Genomic DNA, 26,418 nt, shown 5'->3' on the forward strand with positions numbered 1-26,418 from the left:
ATTCTACTGTGAACCAAGGTGAGCCGGGGCATGCCCCCGGTATGGAGCTGACTATGTTTGGCATTTTTCAAAGCTTGCCGACTCAGACAGAAGCGGGGATGCGAAGCGCCGGGGTAACGCACAATTCCCTGTTGGCTGTGGTCGTAATGTTCATCGGCCTGGCAGCAGGTAACGCCAACGCCCGGGAGCCGGAAGAACTGCAGCAGGGTACTTTGATCATGCATGCACCGGATGGGAGCGAGGTGATGAGCCTGCCGGTCAGTACCAAGGTACGGATGCAGGTCAGTGGCTTGATTAACCGCGTTTGGGTGGAGCAGACATTCCGTAATGGCAGCGAGTTTTGGCTCGATGGTCGCTACCTGTTTCCTTTGCCTGAAAACGCTGCGGTTGATGGTATGGAGCTCAAGATTGGTGAGCGCAAAATCCAGGGGCAGGTAAAAACGCGAGGGCAAGCAAAAGCGGACTATGAAAAGGCCCGGGCCGAAGGTAAAAAAGCGAGTCTGGTTGAGCAGCACAGACCCAATGTATTTTCCACCCGGGTCGCCAATCTGGCACCCGGGGAAGCGGTTCAGGTGTCGATTCATTATCAGCAAACCCTGAGTTACGACAATGGCCGCTTTTCGCTGAGATTTCCCATGCTGGTGGCACCCAGATATCAAAGCCCGTCCGGCGAGCCGGAAACTGACCTTATCTCTGCATATGGCGCCGGGCAGCAAGCTGAAACCGACAATAGCGGTCAACAGGGCGGAGCTTCTCCCGGCACCGTAGACATTCAGGCTGTGTTTCATGGTGCTGGCGCGCTCGGGCAGATACTCAGTCCTCATCATTGGGTGACTGTGTCCCCGGGCACAGGGGATACGCTGGAAGTGACACTGCTCGATGCCTTGCCCAACAAAGACTTTGTGCTTGAGTGGCAAATGGCTGATCTGGGCAGACCTCAGGCTGTGAGCTATATGCAGTCGGGTATGAGTTATGTTCCGTCAGACACTTCTGTGGCCGAGCTTGAGCAAAACACTGAGTATGGCGTTGTGATGTTAGTGCCCCCCGTGACGGGTCATCATGAGTTCAATCAGGGGCGGGAACTGGTTTTGGTGATAGATGTGTCCGGCTCCATGGGTGGTGAATCAATCAGGCAAGCCAGACAGGCACTGGAGCGGGCATTAACAACCCTGTCTTCCGCTGACCGCTTCAATATCCTGGCTTTCAGTGACAGGGTCACCTCATTTTCTGCGGCCAGTATTCCAGCCACAAAAAACAACCTCCACCGGGCTTATCGTTTTGTTGACAGTCTGGAGGCGGACGGTGGTACTGAGATAGCTCCGGCATTACTGCAGGCGCTTAAGGTGACTGAGGATGAAACAGGATTGAGACAGGTGATCTTTATCACCGATGGCGCTGTCGGTAATGAACGTCAGTTGTTTGAGTTAATCCGCAACTATCTTGGTGACAGCCGACTGTTTACTGTGGGAATTGGCTCTGCCCCCAATAGCTTTTTCATGGAGAAAGCCGCCCGCAGCGGTAAAGGCACCTTCACCTATATTGGCTCAGAGCAGCAGGTGGCCGAGCGCATGACGGAACTGCTGGACAAGATAGCCAGCCCTGTCATGACCAATCTGCAGTTGAGGTATGCCGATGGCACTGTGCCTGAGTACTGGCCTGCCAATCTGCCGGACCTCTACGCAGGAGAGCCCATTATGGTCAGTCTGCGGCAACAGGCGGGTCGCAGCGATGAGCTGATTGTCAGCGGAGATACCGGCGCGCTGGATGCCAGAAAGCAGTTCTGGCAAACCTCAATTGATTTGGGAAGACAGGTGAAATCCCAGGCAGCAGGACTGGATCTGCTGTGGGCCAGGGAGCAGATGGCTGAGTTGAGATTCAATGAAACCAGCACCAACCATCCCAGAGTCAAAGAGCAAATTACTGCGCTTGCTTTGAAATACCACCTTGTCAGCCCATACACCAGTCTGGTGGCGGTAGATGTGACACCGGACAAACCTGTCGATGCTGAAAGCCGTTTGGCAGAAGCAAGATTGATGCGCCCGGCAGGATGGTCCGGCGGGGCTTCAGGTCAGCTGATGCCGAAAACGGCCACAGGTAGTCCGGGAGAGTTGTTGGCTGGCCTGATATTAATGCTGACAGGGTTATCCGGCTACTACCTGGTCAGTCGCAAGCGGATGCTCAAAGCATGAACAGCGTAAAACTGCTGGCCATCGCCGTGATACTTGGCGGGTTGGCACTGTTTATCAAAGGAGGATATATGCAGGCCAAAGCACATTTTGCACAGTTTCTGGTGGCCAATGCCTGGCAAAAAACATTGGAGCAGGGAGGAGAGCACAAGCCCTGGAGCTGGGCCGATACCTGGCCGGTCGCCCGTCTGTTTCTCCATTCGGGACAAAAGTCATCAGCTTCGTTGCAGCACAATGACAAAGGGGCAAAGTCACTCTATGTACTGGCCGGTGCAGTGGGACGCACCCTGGCTTTTGGACCGGGAATGCTGCTGTCCGGGGCCAAACCCGGTGAGGCGGGCAATACTGTTATCGCAGGTCACAGGGATACGCATTTTGCTTCACTGCAATATCTTAAGCCGGGGCAGGTACTAAGCATGCAGATCCCATCAGGCGAGACGATTGAGTATCAGGTATTTGATGCCGGTGTTTACCATGAGTCCGACGCCTGGTTGATGGAGGATACCGACAGGTCGATATTAACCCTGATAACCTGTTACCCCTTCGATGCCTTGTTTGCCAATACGCCCCACAGGTATGTTGTCCGGGCCAGCTTGCGGCAAACGATAGAGAAAAGCTGAGTTAAGGGCTGGTTTGCCCGGAGCTGGAGTCACCTTTGAAAGGCTCCGGCTCCGGCGGAACTCAGGAGATATCAGCCAATATGGCGTTAGCCAGCTCAGCAATCAGCTGCCGCATCTTGGCGACCGAGTGGGAAAAACCATCATTGTCCATTTGGGTTTCAATAAAGAAAGGTCTGGCCGAACCCAGGTAGGTATAGGTTCCCGCCAGAATCACTTCAGAACTCTGGGCAACATGGAAATAATCCAGCTGAATAATCAGTCCGGCATCCCCTTTGGTGAGTTCTGCACTATCGCCTTTGTCAGCAACAAACTGAAACTGAGCTGATTGATTGAGATCCTGCAGCAGTGCGGCTTCAGTGGCATCGGCCAGCGGCTCAGCCCACATATGAAAGGTGGCATAATGCATTCTGTGATCGTCTATCTGCATTACCAGATAGGGACTGTCGAGATATTCGGGCATTTGAACTGATACCATGACAGGTGTTTTGGCGTCAGTTAGGGTTTTGCCACTCTTGAATTTTTGGGCTGCTGTGGGCTTGTTCAGCAGGTAGTAGTGACTGCTGTCGGGTGAGGAGCCTGAACTGCAACCGGACAGAGCCAGTGTGCTTACCAGTGCAAGTGTGTATAAATGGCACCTGGCTGGGGCCAGCATTGTTTTGAATCCGCTCATCATTGGTCCCCCTCCTGGTATTTTTTAGGTTCAAGGTTTGGTGCGCCTGAATCAAATATCAAGCCATTTGGCTGGTGCTTAAGCTGCTCCAGCAAAGGTTTAAGCTCATACATGGCTTCGGAGATACTTTTCAGTGTAACTTCCAGCTCCTCGTAGCCTTCTGAGCCGTCAGAGAAGTCTTTGGTCAGCGTGGATACGCTTTCCAGGGTATGTCTGAGTTCAGCAATCAGCTGCTCTTGCTGGGCGCTGATAAGAAGCTGGTCCAGGCTATTACTGGTTTTTTGCAGATCTTTCAGCAGATCAGAGGCATTAACCAAAGTGGTGTTGGCATTGCCTGCTATTTCATCCAGTGGCAGTTGGTTGACCTTATCCACAAACTGCCCCAGCTTGTCGGCAATCTGGGAAAACTCATCTTTCACCGTCGGAATAACCGCATAACCTTCGTAGGTTTCCTGGGCCTCAAGTGGCGGCATATCGAAGTGCTGTAATTCGACAAACAGGCTGCCGGTCAGCAGGTTTCCGGTTTTTAAGCTGGCCCTGAGACCACTCTTAACCCACAGCATATTCTGCTCATTCATCAGCTGCACACCGCGTTCATTATCAGGCAGACCAACCCGACCCGGTTGCAGGCTTATAAGCACGGGAATACGTATCGCCTCACTGTACATCATATCGGGATCCGCTGTGGCCAGATTGACGGAAGCCACTTCGCCGATAAGGACTCCCCGGTATTCCACAGGAGCGCCGACTTTCAGTCCTCTGATACTGTCGCTGACAAACACCACATACTTGAGAGAATGCTTGTATCTGGCGTTACTGGCGCTTTGGTAATCATCGAAAATATCGAAGTAGTCGCGGGTAACGACAGGCTCGCCCAAAGGCATGCCATCGGGAATATCAAAGGTGACACCATTGGTGAGCATGGTTTCAATATTGCCGGTTTTGACCGTAATCCCCTCAGCATTGAGGTCGACCGACAGGCCGCTGACATCCCAGAAACGGGTATTGGTGGTGATCAGCTTGTGGTAGGGAGCTTTGATAAAGGCGTTGTAATAGACCACCCGTTCTTCAAGATTAAAGTAGACGTCCTCTATCTGACCTACTGTCAGCCCTTTATAGATGATGGGATCGCCACGGGAATAAGCAAACTCTTCATTACTGTTAAGTGTGATATGCAGTCCCGGTGTACCCACCGGAGTGACAGGTGCTGACTCCAGAGCAGTAAAACTGTCTTTTGATTCGTCCGAGGAGCCGGGGGCGATTTCGATATAAACCCCTGAGATAAGGGTATCCAGACCGGATACCCCTGACAGGGAAATTTTGGGGGTTACAATCCAGAACTGGGTATCTTCAACCAACATATAGTCGGTATCTTTGGTCAACCTGGCGGTGACTGTGACGCCATCGCCGGCTTCATTGAGGGCAATACTCTCAACTTCCCCCACATTCACATGACGGGATTTGATTTTGGTTTTACCTGCCTCCATTCCCTCAGCGGATTCAAACATGATGGTAATAACTGGTCCCTGATTACTCATGTGAAAATACACCATCCAGGCACCTATCAGTAATGCGACGATAGGGACAATCCAGATGGCGGAGATGCCTTTGACCTGCTGAACCTTGGCTTCAGCTTGTTGTTCTGTGTTCATACGCACTCTTGTCGTTATAGATAAGTCTGGGTTCAAAACTTATAGCCGCAAGCATGGTGACCACTACCACACCGGTAAAGGCAAAGGTAGCGGCTCCTGGCACTATGCTCATGGTGTTGCCCAGCTGCACCAGGCTGGCCAGTACTATCACCACAAAGATATCTATCATCGACCAGCGACCAATAAACTCTGCGATGCGGTACAGGACAATTCGTTGCTGCTCAAGGCTCATGGAATTTGTCTGAACACTGTAGTTGAGCCAGATAAGCACCAGTATTTTGGCGATGGGCACCAGAATACTGGCGATAAAGATCACCATGGCGATGGGATAGGAGCCATGGTGCCAAAGCAGCAGGACCCCACCAATGATAGTGCTGGGATCATCCTGTCCCAGCAGGCGGGTATTCATAATGGGCAGAGTGTTGGCCGGGATAAACAGCATGATAGAGGTGATGATCAGTGCCCATGTTCGTTGAATCGACAGGCTTGGATTGATGGCCTGATGGGTGCTTTCAACTTTTGCGTCGGTATTGACGTGGCCTTTAGCCCTGGTCGCAGCCAGCGCCAGGGTAAGCTGCCTTTTGTCGATATGCAGTAAGGTCGCTGTCATCGCAATGGAGAACAGAATAAACGCAAAGAAGGAGGGACCAAGAATGATATCCGCCAGTGACACGATTTTGATCAGACTGACCAGGGTTCCAACCAGAAAGATTTCGGCCATATTCCAGGGGATAAGCAGCAGAATCATATTCATCAGCCTGTCCCCCTGCCAGGGGTAGCGGCCATTACGAATAAACACTAGCAGGTAGATTAGGGCACACAGCACAAAAGCCGGGATAATAAATACCGTCACCAACTTAATTATGGCAAGTGCTATGTAGCCGGAGTCCATCAGGATATCCAGGCTATCCAACATCTTGACGTTATTTTCCAGACCACTGGATTTGAAGGAAATAAAGTCGAATGCTAAAGAGATAAACAGAAATATCAGCGAGGTGATGGCCAGAGCCTGGATTCGCGCCAGCGAGTTGGCACGGTTAGCTGAAAGCAGATAGCCACAACGGGGACACAGGGCTTTTTGATTTATCCCAAGTGGGGGAATTTCCACTTTAAGATCGCACTCATGGCAGATCTCTGTATCCATCAGGTTGTGGTCTGGGGTCGCCTCATCCATCGCAACAAAGACTCCGGCTTTGTGCCGTGCCATAGCTGACGACTGGCGTTCTCAGGGGAGTGACCAAGCGCAAAGAGATAGAGACTTTTTCAGCGTTTGTTGTTGGCATAAGTTGCTGTGAATTCTCGTTAAAGCAGGTATGTGTCTGGTTAAGTCGATAATAGACGAGAGTGACAGCATTGCAACAATTGGTCAACATGCCGGGGCAAGACCCCGGTATCTGAGTGATTAATTGCCAGAGGGCAGTTGAGAGCTGGTTTAATTGGTGATGGGCATGACTCTGTTGCGGCCAAGGCGTTTGGCTTCGTACAAGAGGCTATCAGCTTTCTCTATCAGCTGGTGGGCGTTGCCGCCTTGTTGCCACTGGGCAACACCGAATGACGCTGTGATACTGTCGACAGTACCGCCTTTACGTCTGTCTTTGATCGCCAGTTTTTCTATTCCGCGACGTAACGATTCTGCCAGGTGACGGGCCCGCTTAAGCTCGCTGCCCGGAATAATAATGGCGAACTCCTCACCGCCAAACCGGTAAGCTTTGGCACCATCCCGGCAAAAATCCCCCAGCCTTTGAGCCACAGTTTTGAGCACCTGATCACCAAGCTGGTGGCCAAAGTTGTCATTAAAGGCTTTGAAATGGTCAATATCCAACAGGATCAGGCAGGTTCCTTCCGCTGCCTGATTGAGGAGCCCGGCCAGATCGGCATCAAACGCCCTGCGATTCAATGCGCCGGTCAGGGCATCATGAAGCGAGTCTTTTTCCGTTTGTTCGAGTCTTTCTCTGAGGTGGTGTATCTCATTCTCCGCCTTCTGCAGCTGGCCGATAAAGTAGGCAGTGGAAGCGCGTATCTTGTCTGACTCATTGACGAAATTTCGCACCAAATCCATTACCTGCTCCAGCGACAAGGCTTCCTCTTCCAGCTTGCCCAGCTTGGCAAAATTGGTTTTCACCTGCTTTTGAAAGATATCAGCATCCCGGTTGGTATCTTTCACCGACTGAGAAAGTTCAATCACCATAGCTTCCAGGTTTTGTTGTAACTGACGGACATCAAGCTCGACCGGATCGGAAACATACTCTCGATAGAGCAACTCAGTACGGCTGGGAGGGCAGGTTTGAAACTCTTCCAGCACTCTGTCCATTGCCTTGTTGAGCTCCGGAGACCTTTCGCCGACATAGGTGTACCACAGAGCATAGTTGGTGGGGGTGGTAGGAATTTGATGCTTTAGCATCAGTGGCACAGCTTTTTTAAGGTTCGCGGCAGCGACTTTCATAAGCTCATCGGACATAGCGGACTCAGGCGAGGTAGGTTATTGATGTTATGAAAGTAAGAATAATGTGGCTTGGGTGGGTCTGCCAATGCAGTGGATGAAATTTATTCTGTTTCAGGCAATAAAAAACGCAGCCTGAGCTGCGTTTATTCATTAAGTCAGAGCTTACTCTGCACTTTTGATCTCTTTGATCACCTTGGTGCGCTCTATCTTCTCTTTTGCTGGTTGAGTAACTTTGGGGCTGCAGGCAGCGTCCTTGTTAAACATACCCAGACGGATACGGATAAAGTGCAGAATCTGCTGAGCAATATCCACATCCAGACAGGACTCAAGGCCTTCAAAACCCGGTGAAGAGTTGGCTTCACAGATCTTGTAGTGGCCGTTGTCAAACAGCAGATCGATACCGGCTACATCCAGATCCAACACGTTGGAAGTCTGAGTTGCCAGCCACTCGATTTCAGGCGTCACATCAAACGGACGGGCAGAGCCGCCGGCGCTGACGTTGGCCTTGAAGCTGTCTTCCTGGCCACGGCGCTCATAGCAACCTACCACACGCCCACCTATGGTGAACACGCGCAGGTCACGTCCGTGACTGTTGGAGATAAACTCCTGCAGAATGATGTTGGCATTTTTGTTGGTTGCCTCAATCAACTGCATCAGGTCATCAAATTCCCGTGCCTTGTGGGACAGGAATACACCACTGCCCTGAGAACCAGACAGTGTCTTAATGACCACAGGGAAGCCCAGGTGACGCTCAACAAGAGCGATATCCACGGGGAATTTCACCAACATGGTTTTAGGCGTAGGCAGGTTCTTTTCAGCCAACAGCTGTTGAGAAAACAGTTTGTCTTTAACTGTCTCAATCGCCTTGGATGAGTTCAAACAATAAACCCCAAGCCTTTCCAGGTGGCGGATAATTGCCAATGCGAAGTAGGTGGTACCTGAACCCATCCGTGGAATAATGAAATCGGGCAACTCAACTGGTTGCCCGTTCAACAAGATACTCTTACTGTCCTCTCTGGTTACCGTCAGATCAAAGTCTTCTGGCGCGTACACTTCCAACTCAATGTTGTCCGCTTTTGCTGCTTCCAGGAGGCGTTCGATTTCATACAATTCAGGTTTCAGCAGGGTGGCGGTTTCTTTATATAAAATCCAGCCGCGCATTAGATGCAAACCTCAATTTTCATTAGTCTTCCTCAAGCCCTCGATAATGAGAGTCGTCCGGGTCGTACAATATGTTACTTGAATTCAGCCCCTGACTCCGTGGACTGTCACTTACGGAGTAGAAGGGCTTGCGATTACACAGTCTACAATATTTCAGCCAAATAAGCTCGAATAAAGTCTCTGCAACGCGTTTACCACTCAAAACTTCAACAAATTGAGTCTCTTCTACGGTCACTGGCAGGCGCTTGCCTTCAGCCAGCTCCCTCATGGCCCAACCATGATTTTCCAGTATTCCGGCCTCTTTGGTGGTGAAGTCACCACAACGGCTGAAGCCTCTGGGGAAATGCACATCATCGTAAAACTTACGTTGACAGATAAATCCGGCGTGGGCACTCAATGTTTGGTCCATGCTGGCAAGGTCAGGGGGTAAAACTGTTCTGGCCATGGTTATTCCTTTAATCAGTTCGCAGTATTGGATTGCAAAGATTTCCACGCAGAGTATTGGTGAGTATCATTGATTTATAAATCAAAATAATTTGTCGCTCTCGGTAAAGAATTTTTTATGGATACAGATCTGCTGAAAACCTTCCTTGAGGTAGCCCGCACCCGTCACTTCGGCAAGGCTGCCGACAACCTGTTTCTGACCCGCAGCGCGGTCAGCTTCAGAGTCAAACAATTGGAAAGTGCGCTGGGCGTCGAGCTATTTGAGCGACAGCGGAACAATATCCAACCTACCAGTGCCGGTGAGCGGATGTTGATCCACGCCGAAGCGATTCTTACCGCCTGGGAAAGAGCCAAGCAGGATATCTCTCTCAGTAGTGAGCAAAGTATGCAGATGGCTGTGGGCATAGCACCCAATGTATGGAGTGCTTACCTGCAGGGGGCGTTGCAGACACTACACGATGGACTTGATGGCGTCGCACTGCGTACAGAAGAGTTACCTCATACCGTGATGGGCAGACAGTTACTGGCCCGAACCCTGGATATGATGATCTCCTTCGATGCCCCTCAGTTGGATGAGCTGGAAGCGATTAAACTGGGAGAGATAGAGCTTTGCCTGGTATCCGGCGCAGGTCCTGCAACGCTGCAAGAGGCGGCAGAGCTGCCCTATATCAAGGTGAACTGGGGAACTGTGTTTAATATCCAGCACGCCAAAGAGTTTGCAGACTTGCCCATTCCGATTATGCATACCGGCAGCGCTGCAATAGCGCTGGATTTTCTGCGGGCCAATGGCGCTACCGCTTTCTTGCCTAAAAATATGGTTACCGGCTTGTTGGAGTCCGGCGAGCTGCATTTGGTCGAGGGTGCCAGAGAGCTTAGCCGCAGTTTATATCTGGCCTACTGGGGAGAGAATGACCGACTGGAGATTATTCGCTCGGCGGTGAAATTGCTGAGCCAGGTAGTGAAGCAGGATTAATCGTTTGACTGCTGAATGAATACTGAGACAAAAAAGCCACGACCTGAGTCGTGGCTTTTTTCCATCAGAACAGCAGTGGCAGCAGGATCGCGCCCCAGGTCAGGCCGCACAGACACAGTGACAGGAACACTGCAGCAGAAGCAATATCCTTGGCCCGGCCGGAGAGGGGGTGAATTTCATCACTTATTCTGTCCACTACAGCTTCAATTGCTGAGTTGAGTAACTCTACGATAAGCACCAGAAACAGGGTGAAAATCATCAGGAGTTTTTCCGGGACGGACACATTCACCAACAGTGCGACAGGCAACATGAGTATCGCCAGAATTAACTCCTGACGAAAGGCGGCTTCATGTTTCCAGGCTGCGCTCAGCCCTTTGATGGAAAAGCCTGTGGCGCGAAAAATTCGTTTCAGTCCGTGATTATTGGCGGGTTTCATTGTGCAAGTCGTTCAGTGGTACCGGAAAAATGCCTGCGAGTATAACACCCTGAGTCTTACCTGAGTATGTGGATTACAGATTTTGCGACCCACGAATTGCGTCAGCTGGACTAAGCTTTTTGGGACAGAAATATGAGGGAACGAGATGAAAGGATTCATTTTCACCGCCTTATTTAGCTTGGCTCTGCATTTAGCCGGGGCCAATTATGGCTGGGCAGGTAACCCGGATTCCGGCGCTCTTCAGTTGGCAACGAATTTCAGAGAAGATATTGCCATTGAGCAGTATTTGGTAAGTGAGAAACTCGATGGTGTCAGGGGGCGCTGGACAGGTACCGAAATGCTGACCCGCTCTGGCCGCACAGTGCCGCTACCCAAGTGGTTTACTCAAGGCTGGCCTGATATCCAGTTGGACGGTGAAATATGGTTGGGGTGTAACCGGTTTGATGAAGTGTCGGCTTTGGTTCGCAGCGATGCCGCTGATGATATTCTCTGGCAGCAAGTACGCTTTATGGTGTTTGATATGCCGGACCCACAGCTGCCGTTCTCCCAACGTTATGACCTATTGCTGAAACTACTTGAAGGACAACCCCATATCAGGCCTGTTGCCCAGTTCAGGGTTGGCAGCCTCGAAGAGCTTAACGCTTTGCTCGATGAAAGGGTTAAAGCAGGTGCAGAAGGTCTGATGTTGCACCATCAGGATGCGGAGTATCGGGACGGCAGACAAAAGCAGTTGCTAAAACTTAAGCCTTTATATGACGCGGAAGCCCGGGTGCTTGCCCATCTTCCCGGTAAAGGCAAATACCAGGGCATGATGGGAGCCCTGTTGGTGCGAATGGCTGATGGCCGGGAGTTTAGATTGGGAACAGGATTCAGCGATGCAGATCGTGCAAACCCTCCACCAATTGGCAGCCTGGTGACATTTCAATACCTTGGCCTGACCTCAAACGGGCTGCCGAGATTTGCCAGTTTTGTCCGGATAAGGCTACCTGATTGAGGAGCCGCCACTCATGAGCTATTCTGGCACGCTGATTCAATGGACAGGAAGTGATCATGACCCCTTCGGTGCTGTTTGTATGTATGGGAAATATTTGCCGTTCGCCAACGGCTGAAGCTGTATGCCGGAAAATGGCGACGGAACGGGGAGTGGATGTCAGGATTGATTCGGCTGGCACCATTGCTTATCACGCCGGAGAAAAGCCTGACCCCCGTAGTCAGGCAGCAGGCGAAGCACGGGGCTACGATTTTTCCGGGATCCGCGCCCGTCAGGTCAATGATGCAGATTTTGAACTGTTTGATCTGATTTTAGCGGCGGATAACAAGAATCTGCAGGATCTCGCTCAGCGTTGTCCGTCTCAGTACCAATCAAAATTGGCGCTGATGTTAGCCCCCTGTGAGGGCAATGAGACTCAGGTACCGGATCCCTATTATGGTGGTGACCAGGGGTTTGAGCATGTGCTCGACCTGTTGGAGGGAGCTTGCGGTAAGTGGTTGGATAAACTGACAGCTAAATAGAGCGCCCCGGATAGTAAAAAAGCCTGCAATGCAGGCTTTTTGTATATGAGAGGAGATCAGTGACGTTTACCGGAGCGCTTGAGCTTCTCTGCGGCTTTCTTGGCTTCTTTCTCGGCTGCTTTTTCTGCCAGAATGCGTTCCACTTCCGCTTTTTCTACTTCCGCCATCTCAGGGGTTTCCAGTGACAGCAAGCCTATCTTGCCACTGCGGAATTCATGCAGCAGCAGCTCAGATACCTTGTGCAGGTCGATGTAACCACCTGCACGTTTGGCTCCGCGTTTGGCACCTATAGCTTCCAGCAGCTCGATATCTGTATCCGGCAATTCATCAATCTTATATCTTTCTTTGATTGCTTCAGGATAAGCCTGCAGGAAATATTCGGCGGCAAACATGGCGACATCCTCATACTCCATTGCCGTATCTTTAATGGCGCCAGTGACGGCCAAACGATAGCTTGAGGCTTCGTTATCCACTTTGGGCCAGAGGATCCCGGGGGTATCAGACAGTACGATGCCATCGCCCAGATTGATACGCTGCTGAGCCTTGGTTACCGCCGGTTCGTTACCTGTTTTGGCAATGGTACGACCCGCCAGGGTATTGATAATGGTGGACTTCCCCACGTTGGGGATGCCCATAATCATGGTGCGTAACTTCTTTTCCTGGCCGACGCGCTCTGGCACCAGCTTGCGGCACAGATCGGGAATCTTCTTAATCATGGCGGGTTGCAGTGTGGTCACAGCCATCGCCTTTACACCTTGCTCCTGCTCAAGATATTCAACCCACTTGGCGGTGACTTCAGGATCTGCCAGGTCACACTTGTTCAGCAGCTTAATACAGGGCTTATCACCCCGGAGCTGAGCCACCATAGGGTTTTCACTGGAGAAGGGAATGCGGGCATCAAGTACCTCAATCACCAGATCGATTTGGGGCATAGCCTCGGCAATTTCCTTGCGGGCTTTGTGCATGTGACCGGGAAACCAATGAATGGCCATAGGGAAGATTGTCCTCTGCGGGTTGTATTGCGGCGCTTATTGTAGCCTTTAATGTACTCATGTCATAAAAAAAGCGCCCTCAGGCGCTCTTTAGGTGACGGGGTGCTCAGATAACACCCAGTTCACGCAGTCTTTCCTGTAGGTAACTGCTGGCAGTGTGTCGCTCAGATAGCACCACATTGGGGTTTGGGTGCAGAAACAGAGGTAAAGACAAGCGGGATTTTCCTATATCAGCCCCTTTGGGGTTGACCACTCTGTGGGTGGTGGAGGGGAAATATCCGGCTGAGGCTTCTTTCAGCATGTCGCCACTGTTAATAATCAGATTGCCAAAATCACAGGGGACTTCGAGCCACTGGCCATCACGGGTCTTAACTTCCAGGCCTGGCTTGTTGGCCGCAGGCAGAATGGTCAGCAGGTTGATATCTTCATGGGCTGCAGCACGCACAGCACCTATCTCTTCTTTACCTGACAGTGGCGGATAATGCAGAACCCGAAGCAGCGTCTTTTGGCTGTCCAGGATCATTTCCGGTAATGGCATGGAGAAGCCTGTCATCACCTCTTCAGGACACTCCTGATCGACCCAGTCCAACAGCTCTGTCGCCAGGGTGTTGGCATTGGCATAGTAGGCAAGAATATCCTGACGCAATGAATCCGGAATACGGCCCCAGGGATAGACATGAAAATACTCTTTGATGTCTTTTACCGTATGCCCTTTAGCGGTTTCGGACACTTCAGCCGGGAAAAATCCATCCTGAGTTTCAGGGTTAAAGAGATACTCAAGCTTGTTTTCACCATCGAAAAAAGCTTGCCAGTCCTGGTATATGCGGTCTACCAATTGCTGGTTTATCGGGTGGTTTTTTAATACTGCAAAACCTGTATTTCGCAGTGAATCCACAAACTGTTTTGCGCTGTCCGCTGCGCGGTAATCTATCACTGATAATTTCATGAGCAGTCACTTCACTGTTATTTGCCGCTGGGATTTTACCCGTTCGATAAATGTGACGCAAATCAAGATGATCTAAAGGATGTGATTCACGTAGGCCTAAAGTAAAGTAGAGGAATGAAATAAAGGGCAGGGCATTCAGGTCTATAACTGTCCCTTTAACAGAAGGAGAGCGGCAATTATGCGTAAATTGACTGATTTTGAGCGTTATGTCATTGAAGAAAAAGGCACTGAGCGTCCATTCAGCGGGGAGTATCATACTCATAACGCCGCCGGTGTATATCACTGCCGAAAGTGCGATGCGCCGCTATATCTCTCTGAACACAAGTTTCAGGCACATTGTGGCTGGCCTGCGTTTGATGACGAGATCCCCGGTGCAGTAACCCGACATATGGATGCGGATGGACACAGAACAGAGATTGTCTGCAGCAACTGCGGCGGTCATCTGGGGCACGTATTTCAGGGTGAGTATCTCACTCCCAAAAACCTGCGCCACTGTGTTAACTCTGTCTCCATGGTATTCAAGGGGAAAGATGATATGGAAGAATCAAACGACAAGACTGAACTGGCAACCCTGGGTGGTGGCTGCTTCTGGTGTATTGAGGCAGTATTCAGCAACCTTAAGGGGGTTATCAGCGTCAAGTCAGGTTATGCGGGCGGCTCGCCTGAAAAAGCTGACTATAAAAGTGTTTGCAGTGGGCATTCAGGTCATGCTGAAGTGGTTCAGGTGGAGTTTAATCCACTGGAAATTAGCTTCAGAGAGCTGTTGGAAGTATTTTTCACCAGCCATGACCCGACCACGCTGAATCGTCAGGGCAATGATGTTGGCACTCAGTATCGCAGTGTGATTTTTGCCCATGATGCCAGTCAGCAGGATGTCGCTTCAGAGGTGATAACCAAACTCAATGAGTCTGGTCTCTGGTCATCGCCACTGGTCACTGAACTTGTCGCTTACTCAGGCTTCTACCCGGCGGAGGAGGTCCATGACGACTATTTTGCCCGCAACCCTCAGCAGGGTTATTGTCGACTGGTTATTGCGCCCAAGGTTGATAAGGTTAGAGCCCTGTTCGCGGATAAACTGAAGTCTTAGATTTGGTTTTTAGTTAGCGGGCACAAAAAAGGCGGGGTAACCCGCCTTTTTTAATACACTCGCTTAAGAGTCCAGTTTGTCGTCAGCAACCTTGTAGGAGGGATCCTCAAGCAGGTTGACTTCCACCAGGCCTTTGGCCTTTTTCAGTACCTTGGCACAGTCAGGTGACAGGTGACGCAGGTGCAGGCGTTTACCGGCAGCTGTGTAACGCTCAGCCAGAGTATCTATGGCTTCCAGTGCTGAATGGTCTGCTACCCGAGAGTTGCCGAAGTCTACAATCACATCTTCAGGATCCTGCTTGGCATCAAACAGTTCCAGGAAGTTGGCAACCGAGCCGAAGAACAGCGGACCATTGAGTTCATACACCTTCCAACCCTGATTATTGGTGTGGGTATTGACGCCAATATGCTTGGCGTGCTGCCAGGCAAATACCAGTGCAGAAACGATAACACCGACGAATACGGCAAATGCCAGGTCGGTAAACACAGTCACCACAGTCACCAACACAATCACAAAGGCATCGGAGCGCGGCACCTTGCTCATCATATTGAAGCTGGCCCATTCGAAGGTGCCAAGCACCACCATAAACATCACGCCCACCAGTGCAGCCAGCGGGATGATTTCAATAAAGGCAGCGCCGAACAGAATAAAGGCAAGCAGCGCCAGTGCAGCTGTGATGCCTGACAGTCGGCCCCGTCCACCTGAGTTAATGTTAATCATTGACTGACCAATCATGGCGCAGCCACCCATGGCTCCGAAGAAGCCGGAAATGATGTTACCTGCACCCTGACCAACACACTCTTTATTGGAGCGGCCACGGGTCCCTGTCATCTCATCTACAACTGTCAGTGTCAGCAAAGACTCAATCAGGCCAACGGCAGCCAGAATGAAAGAGTAGGGCAGGATGATCTTTAAGGTTTCCAGCGTAAATGGCACCGACGGAATAGAGAAACTTGGCAGTGAGCCTGCGATAGTCGCGTTATCATTGCCACTCATACCCTTAAGGAAGTCCAGTACATTGCGGGTATCCAGATCCATACCCACCACAATAGCTGTCACAGTCAAAATTGCAGCCAGTGATGAAGGAATTGCCGTGGTGATTTTAGGCAGGAAGTGAATAATTGCCATGGTCAGGGCGACCAGTCCCAACATGATCACCAGCTCATTCATAGGGAGCCACTGCATGACGCCTTTGGCATCCGGGACTTGAAACTGGCCCAATTGCGCCAGGAAAATCACAATAGCCAGTCCGTTTACAAAGCCAATCATCACTGGGTAAGGCACGATACGAATAAACTTACCCAGTCTGAATGCACCTGCTGTAACCTGAATAAGACCGGCCAGCACCACAGCGGCAAACAGATATTGCACGCCATGCTCTGCAACCAGTGCCACCATGACTACCGCCATAGCGCCGGTCGCGCCGGAAATCATGCCGGGGCGTCCGCCAATCACTGCGGTGACCAATCCCATAATAAAGGCGGCGTAAAGGCCTACCATAGGCTCCACACCGGCAACAAAGGCAAAAGCAACGGCTTCGGGAACCAGAGCCAAAGCCACGGTCAGACCGGAAAGCAGATCTGCCTTATGGCTGGCTGTCTTGTGACGAATAATATCGAACATTGGACCTCTAATGTCTGAAACCAACAGATTCCATCATAGGAACAAATTGGTATATATGTGATCTGGTTATAAATTTTAAGCCGCGCATACTAACAGAAAATGACATTGGCCGCAGTAATCAGGGTGAATTAAATTTCACCTGTGATTTATTCGGGCAATAAAAAAGCCATGCAATTGCATGGCTTTTTTGTCGGCAAAACTTCTGTTACGGACGTGCCATCTCAGAGTTTGCCTGGTTACCGCTTACCCTCTGGCTCTGCTCGGCGCTGCCAGGCTGGTATTCACGACCTTTAGGTGTTTCAACCTGAGCACGGGTATCGATTTGTGGTTTGGTCGTCTGAGAAGACACCATGGTTCCAAAACGGCTACCGGAATGTTTCGCTGCAGGAGCAGCTTCAACACTCTTTGGCTCTATGGCTTCGGCTGGTGCTGGGGCTTCAACTTCAACAGTATCAGCTTGCTCAACGGCTTTAACAGCAGCTGGCTGACGTGTTGGCATCTGTACTGACGGTTTGGCCATAGGTGCAGAAGCCTGTTTAACCTTCTCTTCGGCTTCAATAGAAGTTTCTGCTTCTTTGGCTTCAGTGTCGACCTTAGCTTCACCCGCTTCAGCTTTGCTCTCGGTTTCGACTTTGGCCTCAACCACTTCAGCCTTAACCTGGGTTTCAACCTTAGCCTCGACAACTTCTGCAGCTGCTTCTTCAGTCTTTACCGTTTCCTGAGCAACAGCTTTAGCTTCAACTTTGGCTTCAGGAGTTGGCTGTGCAGCCACTGTTTCAGTAACCTCAGTCTGAGCTTCAGCTTTGACTTCAACCTTGCTTTCTGCCTCCGCAGGAGCGCTGGTTTCTGCCACAGCTTCCTGCTTGGCGCTTGCGTCTTCACTCTGAACTTCTGCTTTTACTTCAGCTTTGGCTACAGGTGTAGGACGAGCCGGGGCAGCAGAGGCGGAGCTTGCCTGAGCCTTGCGAGCTGGAGTTACTGGCTTTTCCGCTTTCGCTTCAACAGCTTCAGTTTTATCTTCAGTTGCGTCGGCCTTAACTTCAACAGTCTCTTCAGCTTTCACTTCAGGCTGCGCAGTTTCCTGAGCAGAAGCCTGTACAGAAGCCACTTCGATGATCTCTTCGTTGGCTTCAACCACTGTGACTTCAGCAGATTCGTCAGATTCCTGCTTGGCAGCAGCTTCCTGCTCATCGCGACGACGGCGCTGACCGGCAGCACGCAGATGACGTGGGCTACGACGGCTGCGACGCTGGCTGTCACGCTGTGGCTTATCTTCACCAGACTCTTCAGTTGCGTCAGTTGTTTCAACTTTCTCAACCTGAGGCTTCTCGGCAGTTTCCTGAGGAGCGCTCTGGGCAGTCACTTCCGCGGCCTTGGTTTCTACTTCGGCTTTGGTTGCTTCTGCTTCAACAGCGTTGTCAGCTTGTTCTGGCTTACGACGACGTTGGTTACGCTTGTTCTCTTTGGCTTCGACCTGAGTCGCTTGCTCTTCAGCTGTGTCAGCTGCCTGGTTGGTTTTTACTTCCGCTTCCTGAGCACCATCATCCATACGCACTTTACGACGCATGTTACGACGCTGGCGACGTTCACGAACGGCTTCCTGCTTAGGCTGCTTGGCTTCCTGCTCAGGCTTGTCGGACTTTGCAGTTTGCTCGGTATCACGCTCTTTAACCTGATCCTTCTGACGCTTGTCCTTGTTACGTGGATTACGCTCTTTACGCTCTGAACGTTGTTCGCCGGCGTTGTCAGCTTTGTTGCCACGACGCTTGTCCTGGTTACCATCAGCTTTTTCACCGTCTGCATTGCGGTTACGGCGGTTATCATTGCGGCGGTTACGGCGGTTGGTGTTGGACTGACCGCGCTTACCAGACTGCTCATTACGGGACTTCTTGGTTTCTTCCTCTTTGTCGTCAGAGGAGAACAGGGAGCCAATCGCTTTGAACAGACGGCTCAGCAGGCCTGGCTTTTCTTCAGCAGGCTTGGCCTGGCGCTGAGGTTTAGCCTTAGGCTTGGCAGCAACAGCTTGCTCAGGTGGATTCTTAGGCGCAGAGAAACCTTTCAGTGCAGGTTCTGCCGGCGCAGCGCGCTCAAGCTTGCGAGGCTCGTACAGTTTACGCTCTGGGGTCTCAGAACGCTTATAGCTGGCTTCTTGAATCTCATCATCTTTACGGTGACGGATAACCTTGTATTCAGGGGTCATCATATGAGAATCAGGGATCACGTATACTTCAACGCCATGACGCTGTTCAGTGATACGGATAGCTTTACGCTTTTCGTTCAGCAGGAAGGCCGCAACATCAACAGGAACAATTGCTTCAATTTGAGAAGTATTCTCTTTGATTGCTTCCTCTTCCATCAGGCGCAGAATAGACAGCGCCAGAGATTCGGTGCCACGAATGGTGCCCTGACCATGACAGCGTGGACACAGGTGAGCAGCAGACTCTTCCAAAGATGGACGCAGACGCTGACGGCTCATTTCCATCAGACCAAAGCGGGAAATACGGCCCAGCTGAACGCGGGCACGATCCTGATGAACAGCATCACGCAGACGGTTTTCAACTTCACGCTGGTGACGGGCTGGTGTCATATCGATAAAGTCGATAACCACCAGACCACCCAGGTCACGCAGGCGCAACTGGCGGGCGATCTCGTCAGCCGCTTCCAGGTTGGTATTCAGTGCGGTCTCTTCAATATCGCCACCCTTGGTTGCGCGGGCAGAGTTGATATCGATTGAGGTCAGTGCTTCAGTTGGATCGATAACGATAGAGCCACCGGAAGGCAAACGCACTTCGCGCTGGAACGCAGACTCGATTTGAGACTCGATCTGATAGTGAGTGAACAGAGGTACTTCAGACTTGTACAGGCGAACACGCTCAACAAAATCAGGACGAACCAAACCGATATGCTGTTTGGCTTCTTCATAAATTTTGGCGTGGTCAATCAGGATTTCGCCAACGTCACGACGCAGGTAGTCGCGAATGGCACGCACGATAACGTTACTTTCCTGATGGATAAGGAATGGTGCAGGCGCACTGTCGGCAGCTTCTTTGATAGCAGCCCAGTGGTGCAGCAGGACATTCAAATCCCATTTCAGTTCAGCAGCTTCTTTACCAACACCAGCGGTGCGGACAATCAGCCCCATACCCTGTGGTACTTCCAGCGCAGACATGGCTTCTTTAAGCTCGTTACGCTCATCACCTTCGATGCGACGGCTGATGCCACCCGCACGTGGGTTATTTGGCATCAATACCAAGTAAGAACCCGCCAGACTGATAAAGGTGGTCAGGGCTGCGCCCTTGTTGCCACGTTCTTCTTTGTCGATCTGTACGATAACTTCCTGACCTTCCTGTACCACCTCTTTAATGTTGGGGCGGCCCTGGAATGCATAGCCTTTGGGGAAATATTCGCGGGCAATTTCTTTCAGGGGAAGGAAGCCGTGACGCTCAGCGCCGTAATCGACGAAGGCAGCTTCAAGGGAGGGTTCTACGCGGGTGATCTTACCTTTGTAGATATTAGCCTTTTTTTGCTCATGGCCTGGGCTTTCGATATCCAGATCATAAAGCTGTTGCCCGTCAACGAGGGCAACACGCAACTCTTCCGATTGAGTTGCATTGATTAACATACGTTTCATGATGACGTCATTCTTCTTTAGATGTCATCAGCAACGTGATCGCTGCATTACGGGCCTGCGCATGGATAATCTACAGCCTCACGGCTGGTCTGCAGGCAAGGGGGAGCGCATTTCTGTTAGACGCATCGCTGCGTGTCGCATCCAATTTATGGCTTATTTTTAAATAAATACAAAAACAAGGAATTCGTTGTTAAACGTCAACCAACCCCATAAATTTCTAGCTAAGTCCGTTAATGCCGAAGTCGATCTCTGTTGTCTGACGACCGGTTAACATTTTATTCGAGTTCGGTGCGGTTTGTGAGCAAATTATGAACTGCAAATGGCAGTCTCATTCCGGTTTAACCTTAAAAACCTGTATTTTCTCTATTTTACCTTCTTCCAAGGTTTGCAAATCAGTGATTTGCGACCAGAGATGAGTTTTATGAATTTGCTGTCAACCCACTGATGAATGGTACATTTGCCACTGACTTTAGTCGCGGATTTTCCCCATTCGTCGGTGAAATATAGCAACAATCAAAAAAATCAGCAATGGAAAGCCGCAAATGAACCCTGTCTGATGTACAATGGCGCCGTGTTAATGAAGTGGTCCACCATGAATAAAGAACAAGCCCAACAGCAGGTCCGGATAGTCAGCATCGATGAAGATCACGCCGGACAGCGAATCGATAATTTCCTGATGACTCAACTGAAAGGCGTGCCAAAGAGCATGATCTATCGCATCGTTCGCAAGGGCGAGGTTCGGGTCAATAAAAAGCGTATCAAGCCGGAATATAAGCTGCAGATGGAAGATCAGGTGCGTATTCCGCCTGTCCGTGTCGCCGAGCGCGATGAGCGTAAAGCGCCTTCCGCCGGGCTGAACCGGGTGTCTCAGCTGAAGAACAGAATCGTTTATGAAGATAAACACCTGATTGCCCTGAATAAGCCCGCAGGTATTGCAGTGCATGGTGGCAGTGGTGTGGATTATGGTGTGATTGAAGCCCTGCGGGTACTTTATCCTGACCAGAAGTTCCTGGAGCTGGTACACCGTCTGGATAAAGATACCTCAGGGATTTTGTTGATCGCCAAGAAGCGCAGCGCCCTGAAGCATATGCATGACCAGCTGCGTTATAAAAAGATGCAGAAGGATTATCTGGCTCTGGTGCGTGGCAGTTGGCAGGCTCACGAGAGAGTGGTTAAAGCGCCTTTATTGAAATTGACGCTGAAATCCGGTGAACGCATCGTGCGGGTAAACAAGGAGGGCAAGCCTTCCGAGACCCGATTCAAGATCATGCAGCATTATCATGGTGCCACCTTGGTCCAGGCCAGTCCGGTGACGGGTCGTACCCACCAGATTCGGGTTCACTGTCAGTATGCCGGGCATCCTATTGCCTGTGATGATAAGTACAGCGAGCAGAAGTTTGACGACAGCATGCGCGAACAGGGACTGAATCGTTTGTTCCTGCACGCCGCTCAACTCAAGTTCATTCACCCTGAGACTGAAGAGTATATGACAGTGAAGGCGCCTCTGGATGAAAATCTTGAAGCCACTTTGGCTAAACTGACCAAAACCAAACAGTAACCAAACAATGAACTGAATAAAGCCGGGATGCCTCCTGGCTTTTGTTTCAAGCTGTATTTTAAAGGATTAACCCCTCCATGACTCAGGCTACTAATCAGCTCCCCGCCCACTATGACCTGGTGATTTTTGACTGGGATGGCACCTTGATGGACTCAGTGCCCAAGATTCTTGCCTGCGTTAAAAGCCTGTCACTTGAATATGACCTGGATGTGCCAACCGACGATGCCATCCGCAGCATCATTGGCTATTCATTGGAAGAGGCACTGATACGTCTGTTTGGCGAGCGGGTAAAAGGAGATATCCCACTGTTTGTTGAAGGCTATCGTCGCCACTATGTGGAGTTGGATTCTACTCCAAGTCCAATATTTGAAGGGGTTGAGTCTTTACTGGAGGCCCTTTCAGCCCAGGGGTATAAATTAGCTGTCGCCACGGGCAAGGGCAGGGAAGGGCTTAACCGCTTACTGTCAGAGTCGGAGCTGGGAGGCTACTTCGTCGCCAGTCGCTGTGCAGATGAAGCTTTGAGTAAGCCCAATCCACTGATGCTGGAGCAATTGCTTAATGAGCTCGACGTCCCTGTATCCCGGGCGCTGATGGTCGGTGATGCACTGATGGATCTGGAGATGGCCAACAACATAGGTATGGATGCCGTGGGTGTCAGCTATGGTGCGTTCACTATAGCGCAGCTTCAGACTGCCTCACCTCTAGCGATTATCGATCATCCTCTGGAGCTGATGAAGGTGATCATCAGAGCTGAGGTTGCCTGAACGCCCTGTTTATAAAATCTCTACATATAAATAGAAAAGCCCTGCTGAATAACAGCGGGGCTTTTTTATTCCTGTTTCATACAGGTTGAAACCTGGCTAGGCGGGAAGCTGAAGGCCCAGTTTCCTCAGGTATTCACAAAGCAGGATTAATGGCAGGCCAATCAGGGTATTGGGATCCCGCCCTTGCAGTTTGTCGAACAGGGTAATTCCCAGTCCTTCGCTTTTAAAACTGCCAGCGCAGTACCAGGGTTCTTCGGCGTCGACATAAGCTTCAATTTCAGCCTGGGTTAACTTCCTGAACGTCACATGGAATGGTTCAACTTCCGCTTGCATGTGCTGGCTGGCCGTATCAAATACCGCAAGCCCGGTATAAAAGGTGATGGTTTTACCGCTTTGGGATTTAAGTTGCTCAATTGCTTTGTCGCGGCTTAACGGCTTACCGATAATCTTGCCGTCCACCACTGCGACCTGATCTGAGCCAATAATAATGCCGGACTGATTGTCGGCGACGGCAAGAGCTTTGGCTTTAGCCAGTCTCAATACCAGTGATTCAGCGGTCTCATTATCCAGCCGCGTTTCATCGGTTTCAGGAGACGCGGTAATAAAAGGAAGATGCAGCTTCTCCAACAGCGCTTTGCGAAAGCTGGAAGTGGAGGCCAGGATAATTTTTGGTGTTGTAGACATGATTGATGAGCTGTTGTGAAAATTGGCTGCAATTGTGCGATCATTGCAGCGATTTACGCAAGGCTGGTTTACCCGGATGCCAGAGTGGCGTAAATTCATTGCTGAAGGCACCGTAAGCGCTCTTATTTTGTACTTGTGGTGCTTGTCTGGATGCGGGGGCTTGGGTAAAATTTCGCGTCCGCCTATCCTGGGGTCGGCGGGCTAATGCCCCAAAGCGCAGTAATGCGAACTAAGGCGGAATTTTTTCTTTGACTCCGACGTTTTCAAACTATAATATGCGCGCCTTATGCAAACAGTAAAGATACCGGTCTCAATTGATCCTGCGCGTGCTGCCCAGTCTCGCTCTTCTTATGAGGGTGTAGTACCAGGTAAGCAGCTCAAGCGATTAAACGAGTTATGTGCCGGCGACTGTTCCGATGTGACTGTGTCACTGGAATGTGGTGTTGATCTACAGGGGATAGTCTACCTGAAAGGGAAGGCTGTGACGGAGCTCACTCTGCTATGTCAACGTTGCATGACACACTTTACCACTGAGGTTACGGTCGACTTTTGCTACAGTCCTTGCAGGACTCAGGCAGAAATCGATGAGCTCCCGGATGCGTATGACCCTATTGAGTGCAATGAAATCGGTGAAATCCGTCTGCACCAACTTATCGAAGATGAGTTGATTTTGGCCATACCTTTGATCCCTATGCATGACGATGAGGATTGCAATCAGGGCAGCAAAGATGTGGTTGTAGGCGAAATTGACCTCACTCAAGAGGAGCGTCCAAATCCGTTTGCAGTGTTAGAAAAACTGAAGAGCAAGTAATCTAGGAGACAGGTCAAATGGCTGTACAACAGAATAAAAAATCTCGTTCTAAGCGTGGTATGCGCCGTTCACACGACGCACTGAGCACTGCTCAGTTGTCTGTAGACGCTACCAGCGGTGAACTGCATCTGCGTCACAACGTGACTGCTGATGGCTTCTACCGTGGTAAAAAGGTAATCAACAAGTAATTGTTGCTTAGCTTATGACAAATCTGACGCTCGCGTTGGATGTAATGGGTGGCGACCACGGCCCCCATGTCACAGTGCCTGCAGCCTTGCAGGCACTGACAATTCAACCCAACCTCAATATCATTTTGGTCGGCGACAAGACCAAAATAGAGCCTTTGCTGCAATTGGCTGATACCGGCCAAATATCCCGCATAGAGATAGTTCACACCACAGAGATGGTGCAGATGAACGATCGCCCTATTCACGCTCTGAGACGTTACAAGCAAAGTTCCATGCGCCTGGCGATTGAAGCCGTTCGTGATGGTAAAGCTGATGCCTGTGTCAGTGCCGGTAATACAGGGGCCCTGATGGCGTTGGCCAAAGTGCTGTTGAAAACCTTGCCCGGCGTAGATCGTCCGGCGTTGGTGAGCAGTTTGCCGACATCAAAAGGAAATCCTGCCTACTTACTGGATTTGGGTGCCAATGTGACCTGCGATGCTGAAGCTCTGTTTCAGTTTGCAGTGATGGGCTCTGTGCTGTTTGAAACCGTTGAAAAACGGGAACGCCCCCGAGTTGCCCTGCTGAATGTGGGTAATGAAGAAATCAAGGGCAATGATAATGTGCAGCAGGCGGCTCAATATCTCCAGGATACCCCACAACTGAATTACGTCGGTTATATCGAAGGCGACGAAATTTACACAGGCAATGTCGATGTGATTGTCTGTGACGGCTTTGTGGGTAATATCACGCTGAAAACATCCGAAGGGATTGCCAGACTTCTGGTACATCAATTAAAAAAGGGACTGACAGAAGGCTTTCTTGTACGTTTCCTCGCCAGACTAATAGCGCCGAGAATTCAAAAAGTTCTCAGCCAGATGAACCCCGACCAGTATAACGGTGCAAGTCTGATAGGATTGCGCGGAATAGTCGTCAAGAGCCATGGTAATGCCGATCAGGAAGCTTACCTGCAAGCCATATGTCTTGCGGTAACTGAGGCACAACGTCGACTCCCTGAAATGATAAAAGATCGTTTAGAGTCGATTCTTTTAGATATAAACAGCTGATTTCTCCTTATGTATACAAAAATTCTTGGTACCGGCAGCTATTTGCCGGCGCAGGTGCGCAGTAATCAGGATCTGGAAAAGATGGTGGAAACCAGTGACCAGTGGATTATTGAGCGTACCGGGATCTCTGAACGTCGTATTGCAGGCAGTGAAGAATCCGTCTCCACCATGGGCTATGAAGCTGCTGTAAAAGCTCTGGAAATGGCAGGCCTTGAGGCCAGCGAACTGGATATGATTATTGTGGGCACCACCAGTGCTGACAATGCATTTCCTGCCGCTGCCTGTGAAATTCAGGCCAAGCTGGGTGTAAAGACTATTCCCGCATTTGATGTGGCGGCAGCCTGTTCCGGCTTTGTTTATGCACTTTCTATTGCTGACCAGTTCGTTAAAACAGGTGCAGCAGGAAAGGTGCTGGTTATCGGTGCTGACGTATTGTCACGCTTCTGCCAGCCGGAAGACAGAACCACAGTGATTCTGTTCGGTGATGGCGCCGGTGCTGCAGTGGTTGGTGCCAGTGAAGAGCCGGGCATCCTTAATACCCATATCTATGCTGACGGCCGTTATGCCGATCTGCTTAAGTGCCCAATGCCTTCCCGCGGCTTCGATAAAGAAGACGTCAATAATTTCATCACCATGAAAGGTAATGATGTATTCAAGGTCGCTGTGACCCAGTTGTCCCACGTGGTCACTGAAACATTGCGCCTTAATGAAATTGATAAGAGCGACATTGACTGGTTGGTTCCTCACCAGGCCAACTACCGCATTATCGCTGCGACAGCCAAAAAGCTGAGCATGAGCATGGATAAAGTGGTCGTCACTTTGGCCAAGCACGGCAACACCTCAGCAGCCTCAGTGCCTATCGCTTTGGATGAAGCTGTTCGTGACGGCCGCATTCAGCGTGGTCAGTTGCTGTTGCTGGAAGCGTTTGGCGCAGGTTTTGCCTGGGGCAGCGCCCTGGTCCGTTTCTAAATTCGGATCACTATAAGAATAACTG

24 protein-coding genes are annotated in these 26,418 nt (G+C 50.7%); 12 read left to right on the forward strand and 12 right to left on the reverse strand.

Going from position 1 to position 26,418, the window contains the following annotated elements; all coding sequences use genetic code 11:
* The first annotated feature begins 53 nt into the window (after window positions 1-53).
* Both ACFOE0_RS13905 and ACFOE0_RS13910 read left to right on the forward strand, forming a co-directional pair.
* Window positions 54-2,189 carry a marine proteobacterial sortase target protein gene (locus tag ACFOE0_RS13905; RefSeq protein ID WP_248937058.1) on the forward strand — a complete coding sequence of 712 codons (2,136 nt, stop codon included), beginning with the start codon at window positions 54-56 and terminating at the stop codon, window positions 2,187-2,189.
* Window positions 2,186-2,806 (forward strand): class GN sortase, encoded by a 621-nt coding sequence (locus ACFOE0_RS13910; RefSeq protein WP_248937059.1) that lies wholly within the window; start codon window positions 2,186-2,188, stop codon window positions 2,804-2,806. Before ACFOE0_RS13905 ends, ACFOE0_RS13910 begins: the two co-directional genes overlap by 4 nt.
* Window positions 2,807-2,867: 61 nt before the next feature.
* Here ACFOE0_RS13910 and ACFOE0_RS13915 read toward each other — a convergent pair whose 3' ends face one another.
* The 6 genes from ACFOE0_RS13915 to ACFOE0_RS13940 all read right to left on the reverse strand — a co-directional run bounded on the left by ACFOE0_RS13915 (window position 2,868) and on the right by ACFOE0_RS13940 (window position 9,177).
* The gene (locus ACFOE0_RS13915; protein WP_248937060.1) at window positions 2,868-3,479 is read right to left on the reverse strand and encodes a PqiC family protein; all 612 of its coding nucleotides are present in this window, start codon (window positions 3,477-3,479) and stop codon (window positions 2,868-2,870) included.
* The gene (gene pqiB / locus ACFOE0_RS13920; protein ID WP_248937061.1) at window positions 3,476-5,128 is read right to left on the reverse strand and encodes an intermembrane transport protein PqiB; all 1,653 of its coding nucleotides are present in this window, start codon (window positions 5,126-5,128) and stop codon (window positions 3,476-3,478) included. Before pqiB ends, ACFOE0_RS13915 begins: the two co-directional genes overlap by 4 nt.
* The gene (locus tag ACFOE0_RS13925; protein WP_248937062.1) at window positions 5,106-6,335 is read right to left on the reverse strand and encodes a paraquat-inducible protein A; all 1,230 of its coding nucleotides are present in this window, start codon (window positions 6,333-6,335) and stop codon (window positions 5,106-5,108) included. Before ACFOE0_RS13925 ends, pqiB begins: the two co-directional genes overlap by 23 nt.
* 225 nt (window positions 6,336-6,560) lie before the next feature.
* Window positions 6,561-7,586 (reverse strand): GGDEF domain-containing protein, encoded by a 1,026-nt coding sequence (locus ACFOE0_RS13930; RefSeq protein WP_248937063.1) that lies wholly within the window; start codon window positions 7,584-7,586, stop codon window positions 6,561-6,563.
* Between the two features lie 147 nt (window positions 7,587-7,733).
* Window positions 7,734-8,732, reverse strand: coding sequence for an ATP-grasp domain-containing protein (locus tag ACFOE0_RS13935; RefSeq protein WP_248937064.1), 999 nt, complete (start codon window positions 8,730-8,732; stop codon window positions 7,734-7,736).
* Window positions 8,733-8,754: 22 nt separating this feature from the next.
* Entirely contained in the window at window positions 8,755-9,177 is a 423-nt protein-coding gene (locus ACFOE0_RS13940) for a DUF413 domain-containing protein (RefSeq protein ID WP_205407347.1), read from the reverse strand.
* A gap of 117 nt (window positions 9,178-9,294) precedes the next feature.
* Here ACFOE0_RS13940 and ACFOE0_RS13945 point away from each other — a divergent pair, with 117 nt between their 5' ends.
* The gene (locus tag ACFOE0_RS13945; protein WP_248937065.1) at window positions 9,295-10,149 is read left to right on the forward strand and encodes a LysR family transcriptional regulator; all 855 of its coding nucleotides are present in this window, start codon (window positions 9,295-9,297) and stop codon (window positions 10,147-10,149) included.
* A gap of 64 nt (window positions 10,150-10,213) precedes the next feature.
* Here the strand turns inward: ACFOE0_RS13945 and ACFOE0_RS13950 are convergent, their stop codons facing one another.
* Complete coding sequence (locus ACFOE0_RS13950; protein ID WP_248937066.1) at window positions 10,214-10,585, reverse strand: diacylglycerol kinase; 372 nt, start codon at window positions 10,583-10,585, stop codon at window positions 10,214-10,216.
* A gap of 145 nt (window positions 10,586-10,730) precedes the next feature.
* Here ACFOE0_RS13950 and ACFOE0_RS13955 point away from each other — a divergent pair, with 145 nt between their 5' ends.
* Both ACFOE0_RS13955 and ACFOE0_RS13960 read left to right on the forward strand, forming a co-directional pair.
* Window positions 10,731-11,579: a DNA ligase gene (locus ACFOE0_RS13955; RefSeq protein WP_248937067.1), complete on the forward strand. Its 849-nt coding sequence runs from the start codon at window positions 10,731-10,733 to the stop codon at window positions 11,577-11,579.
* Between the two features lie 56 nt (window positions 11,580-11,635).
* The gene (locus ACFOE0_RS13960; protein ID WP_248937068.1) at window positions 11,636-12,097 is read left to right on the forward strand and encodes a low molecular weight protein-tyrosine-phosphatase; all 462 of its coding nucleotides are present in this window, start codon (window positions 11,636-11,638) and stop codon (window positions 12,095-12,097) included.
* 56 nt (window positions 12,098-12,153) lie between these two features.
* Here ACFOE0_RS13960 and ylqF read toward each other — a convergent pair whose 3' ends face one another.
* Complete coding sequence (ylqF, locus tag ACFOE0_RS13965) at window positions 12,154-13,089, reverse strand: ribosome biogenesis GTPase YlqF (RefSeq protein WP_248937069.1); 936 nt, start codon at window positions 13,087-13,089, stop codon at window positions 12,154-12,156.
* A gap of 106 nt (window positions 13,090-13,195) precedes the next feature.
* Complete coding sequence (locus tag ACFOE0_RS13970) at window positions 13,196-14,035, reverse strand: 2OG-Fe(II) oxygenase family protein (RefSeq protein WP_248937070.1); 840 nt, start codon at window positions 14,033-14,035, stop codon at window positions 13,196-13,198.
* 178 nt (window positions 14,036-14,213) lie between these two features.
* Between ACFOE0_RS13970 and ACFOE0_RS13975 the strand changes: the two genes are divergently transcribed.
* Window positions 14,214-15,122 carry a bifunctional methionine sulfoxide reductase B/A protein gene (locus ACFOE0_RS13975; protein WP_248937071.1) on the forward strand — a complete coding sequence of 303 codons (909 nt, stop codon included), beginning with the start codon at window positions 14,214-14,216 and terminating at the stop codon, window positions 15,120-15,122.
* A 63-nt stretch (window positions 15,123-15,185) separates the two neighbouring features.
* Here the strand turns inward: ACFOE0_RS13975 and ACFOE0_RS13980 are convergent, their stop codons facing one another.
* Window positions 15,186-16,745: a SulP family inorganic anion transporter gene (locus tag ACFOE0_RS13980; protein ID WP_248937072.1), complete on the reverse strand. Its 1,560-nt coding sequence runs from the start codon at window positions 16,743-16,745 to the stop codon at window positions 15,186-15,188.
* A gap of 205 nt (window positions 16,746-16,950) precedes the next feature.
* Window positions 16,951-20,376, reverse strand: a complete 3,426-nt coding sequence (gene rne, locus ACFOE0_RS13985) for a ribonuclease E (RefSeq protein WP_248937073.1) — start codon at window positions 20,374-20,376, stop codon at window positions 16,951-16,953.
* Window positions 20,377-20,968: 592 nt separating this feature from the next.
* Here rne and rluC point away from each other — a divergent pair.
* Together rluC and ACFOE0_RS13995 are read left to right on the forward strand one after the other, a co-directional pair.
* The gene (rluC, locus tag ACFOE0_RS13990) at window positions 20,969-21,934 is read left to right on the forward strand and encodes a 23S rRNA pseudouridine(955/2504/2580) synthase RluC (protein WP_115137811.1); all 966 of its coding nucleotides are present in this window, start codon (window positions 20,969-20,971) and stop codon (window positions 21,932-21,934) included.
* A gap of 77 nt (window positions 21,935-22,011) precedes the next feature.
* Complete coding sequence (locus tag ACFOE0_RS13995) at window positions 22,012-22,698, forward strand: HAD-IIIA family hydrolase (RefSeq protein ID WP_248937074.1); 687 nt, start codon at window positions 22,012-22,014, stop codon at window positions 22,696-22,698.
* A 96-nt stretch (window positions 22,699-22,794) separates the two neighbouring features.
* Here the strand turns inward: ACFOE0_RS13995 and ACFOE0_RS14000 are convergent, their stop codons facing one another.
* Entirely contained in the window at window positions 22,795-23,382 is a 588-nt protein-coding gene (locus ACFOE0_RS14000) for a Maf family protein (RefSeq protein WP_248937075.1), read from the reverse strand.
* Window positions 23,383-23,668: 286 nt separating this feature from the next.
* Between ACFOE0_RS14000 and yceD the strand changes: the two genes are divergently transcribed.
* The 4 genes from yceD to ACFOE0_RS14020 are packed head-to-tail and all read left to right on the forward strand — an operon-like array spanning window position 23,669 to window position 26,393.
* Window positions 23,669-24,193, forward strand: a complete 525-nt coding sequence (yceD, locus tag ACFOE0_RS14005; protein WP_115137680.1) for a 23S rRNA accumulation protein YceD — start codon at window positions 23,669-23,671, stop codon at window positions 24,191-24,193.
* Window positions 24,194-24,210: 17 nt separating this feature from the next.
* The gene (rpmF, locus tag ACFOE0_RS14010; protein WP_011496728.1) at window positions 24,211-24,381 is read left to right on the forward strand and encodes a 50S ribosomal protein L32; all 171 of its coding nucleotides are present in this window, start codon (window positions 24,211-24,213) and stop codon (window positions 24,379-24,381) included.
* A 14-nt stretch (window positions 24,382-24,395) separates the two neighbouring features.
* A complete protein-coding gene (plsX, locus tag ACFOE0_RS14015) occupies window positions 24,396-25,424 on the forward strand; it encodes a phosphate acyltransferase PlsX (protein ID WP_248937076.1) in 1,029 nt (342 codons plus the stop codon).
* A 9-nt stretch (window positions 25,425-25,433) separates the two neighbouring features.
* Complete coding sequence (locus ACFOE0_RS14020; protein WP_115137682.1) at window positions 25,434-26,393, forward strand: beta-ketoacyl-ACP synthase III; 960 nt, start codon at window positions 25,434-25,436, stop codon at window positions 26,391-26,393.
* Window positions 26,394-26,418 lie beyond the last annotated feature (25 nt).

The organism is Shewanella submarina (assembly GCF_042646185.1).
GTDB lineage: Bacteria > Pseudomonadota > Gammaproteobacteria > Enterobacterales > Shewanellaceae > Shewanella > Shewanella corallii.

Bases quoted from the DNA above. Each gene is read 5' to 3' on its own strand.
- ACFOE0_RS13905 (WP_248937058.1), top strand. From the start codon at position 54: ATGTTTGGCATTTTTCAAAGCTTGCCGACTCAGACAGAAGCGGGGATG.
- ylqF (WP_248937069.1), bottom strand. From the start codon at position 13,089: ATGGCCATTCATTGGTTTCCCGGTCACATGCACAAAGCCCGCAAGGAA.
- ACFOE0_RS13950 (WP_248937066.1), bottom strand. From the start codon at position 10,585: ATGAAACCCGCCAATAATCACGGACTGAAACGAATTTTTCGCGCCACA.
- ACFOE0_RS13925 (WP_248937062.1), bottom strand. From the start codon at position 6,335: ATGGCACGGCACAAAGCCGGAGTCTTTGTTGCGATGGATGAGGCGACC.
- ACFOE0_RS13935 (WP_248937064.1), bottom strand. From the start codon at position 8,732: ATGCGCGGCTGGATTTTATATAAAGAAACCGCCACCCTGCTGAAACCT.
- rpmF (WP_011496728.1), top strand. From the start codon at position 24,211: ATGGCTGTACAACAGAATAAAAAATCTCGTTCTAAGCGTGGTATGCGC.
- ACFOE0_RS13930 (WP_248937063.1), bottom strand. From the start codon at position 7,586: ATGTCCGATGAGCTTATGAAAGTCGCTGCCGCGAACCTTAAAAAAGCT.
- ACFOE0_RS13915 (WP_248937060.1), bottom strand. From the start codon at position 3,479: ATGATGAGCGGATTCAAAACAATGCTGGCCCCAGCCAGGTGCCATTTA.
- ACFOE0_RS13975 (WP_248937071.1), top strand. From the start codon at position 14,214: ATGCGTAAATTGACTGATTTTGAGCGTTATGTCATTGAAGAAAAAGGC.
- ACFOE0_RS13910 (WP_248937059.1), top strand. From the start codon at position 2,186: ATGAACAGCGTAAAACTGCTGGCCATCGCCGTGATACTTGGCGGGTTG.
- yceD (WP_115137680.1), top strand. From the start codon at position 23,669: ATGCAAACAGTAAAGATACCGGTCTCAATTGATCCTGCGCGTGCTGCC.
- ACFOE0_RS14020 (WP_115137682.1), top strand. From the start codon at position 25,434: ATGTATACAAAAATTCTTGGTACCGGCAGCTATTTGCCGGCGCAGGTG.
- ACFOE0_RS13960 (WP_248937068.1), top strand. From the start codon at position 11,636: ATGACCCCTTCGGTGCTGTTTGTATGTATGGGAAATATTTGCCGTTCG.
- plsX (WP_248937076.1), top strand. From the start codon at position 24,396: ATGACAAATCTGACGCTCGCGTTGGATGTAATGGGTGGCGACCACGGC.
- ACFOE0_RS13995 (WP_248937074.1), top strand. From the start codon at position 22,012: ATGACTCAGGCTACTAATCAGCTCCCCGCCCACTATGACCTGGTGATT.
- ACFOE0_RS13970 (WP_248937070.1), bottom strand. From the start codon at position 14,035: ATGAAATTATCAGTGATAGATTACCGCGCAGCGGACAGCGCAAAACAG.
- ACFOE0_RS13945 (WP_248937065.1), top strand. From the start codon at position 9,295: ATGGATACAGATCTGCTGAAAACCTTCCTTGAGGTAGCCCGCACCCGT.
- pqiB (WP_248937061.1), bottom strand. From the start codon at position 5,128: ATGAACACAGAACAACAAGCTGAAGCCAAGGTTCAGCAGGTCAAAGGC.
- ACFOE0_RS14000 (WP_248937075.1), bottom strand. From the start codon at position 23,382: ATGTCTACAACACCAAAAATTATCCTGGCCTCCACTTCCAGCTTTCGC.
- rluC (WP_115137811.1), top strand. From the start codon at position 20,969: ATGAATAAAGAACAAGCCCAACAGCAGGTCCGGATAGTCAGCATCGAT.
- rne (WP_248937073.1), bottom strand. From the start codon at position 20,376: ATGAAACGTATGTTAATCAATGCAACTCAATCGGAAGAGTTGCGTGTT.
- ACFOE0_RS13955 (WP_248937067.1), top strand. From the start codon at position 10,731: ATGAAAGGATTCATTTTCACCGCCTTATTTAGCTTGGCTCTGCATTTA.
- ACFOE0_RS13940 (WP_205407347.1), bottom strand. From the start codon at position 9,177: ATGGCCAGAACAGTTTTACCCCCTGACCTTGCCAGCATGGACCAAACA.
- ACFOE0_RS13980 (WP_248937072.1), bottom strand. From the start codon at position 16,745: ATGTTCGATATTATTCGTCACAAGACAGCCAGCCATAAGGCAGATCTG.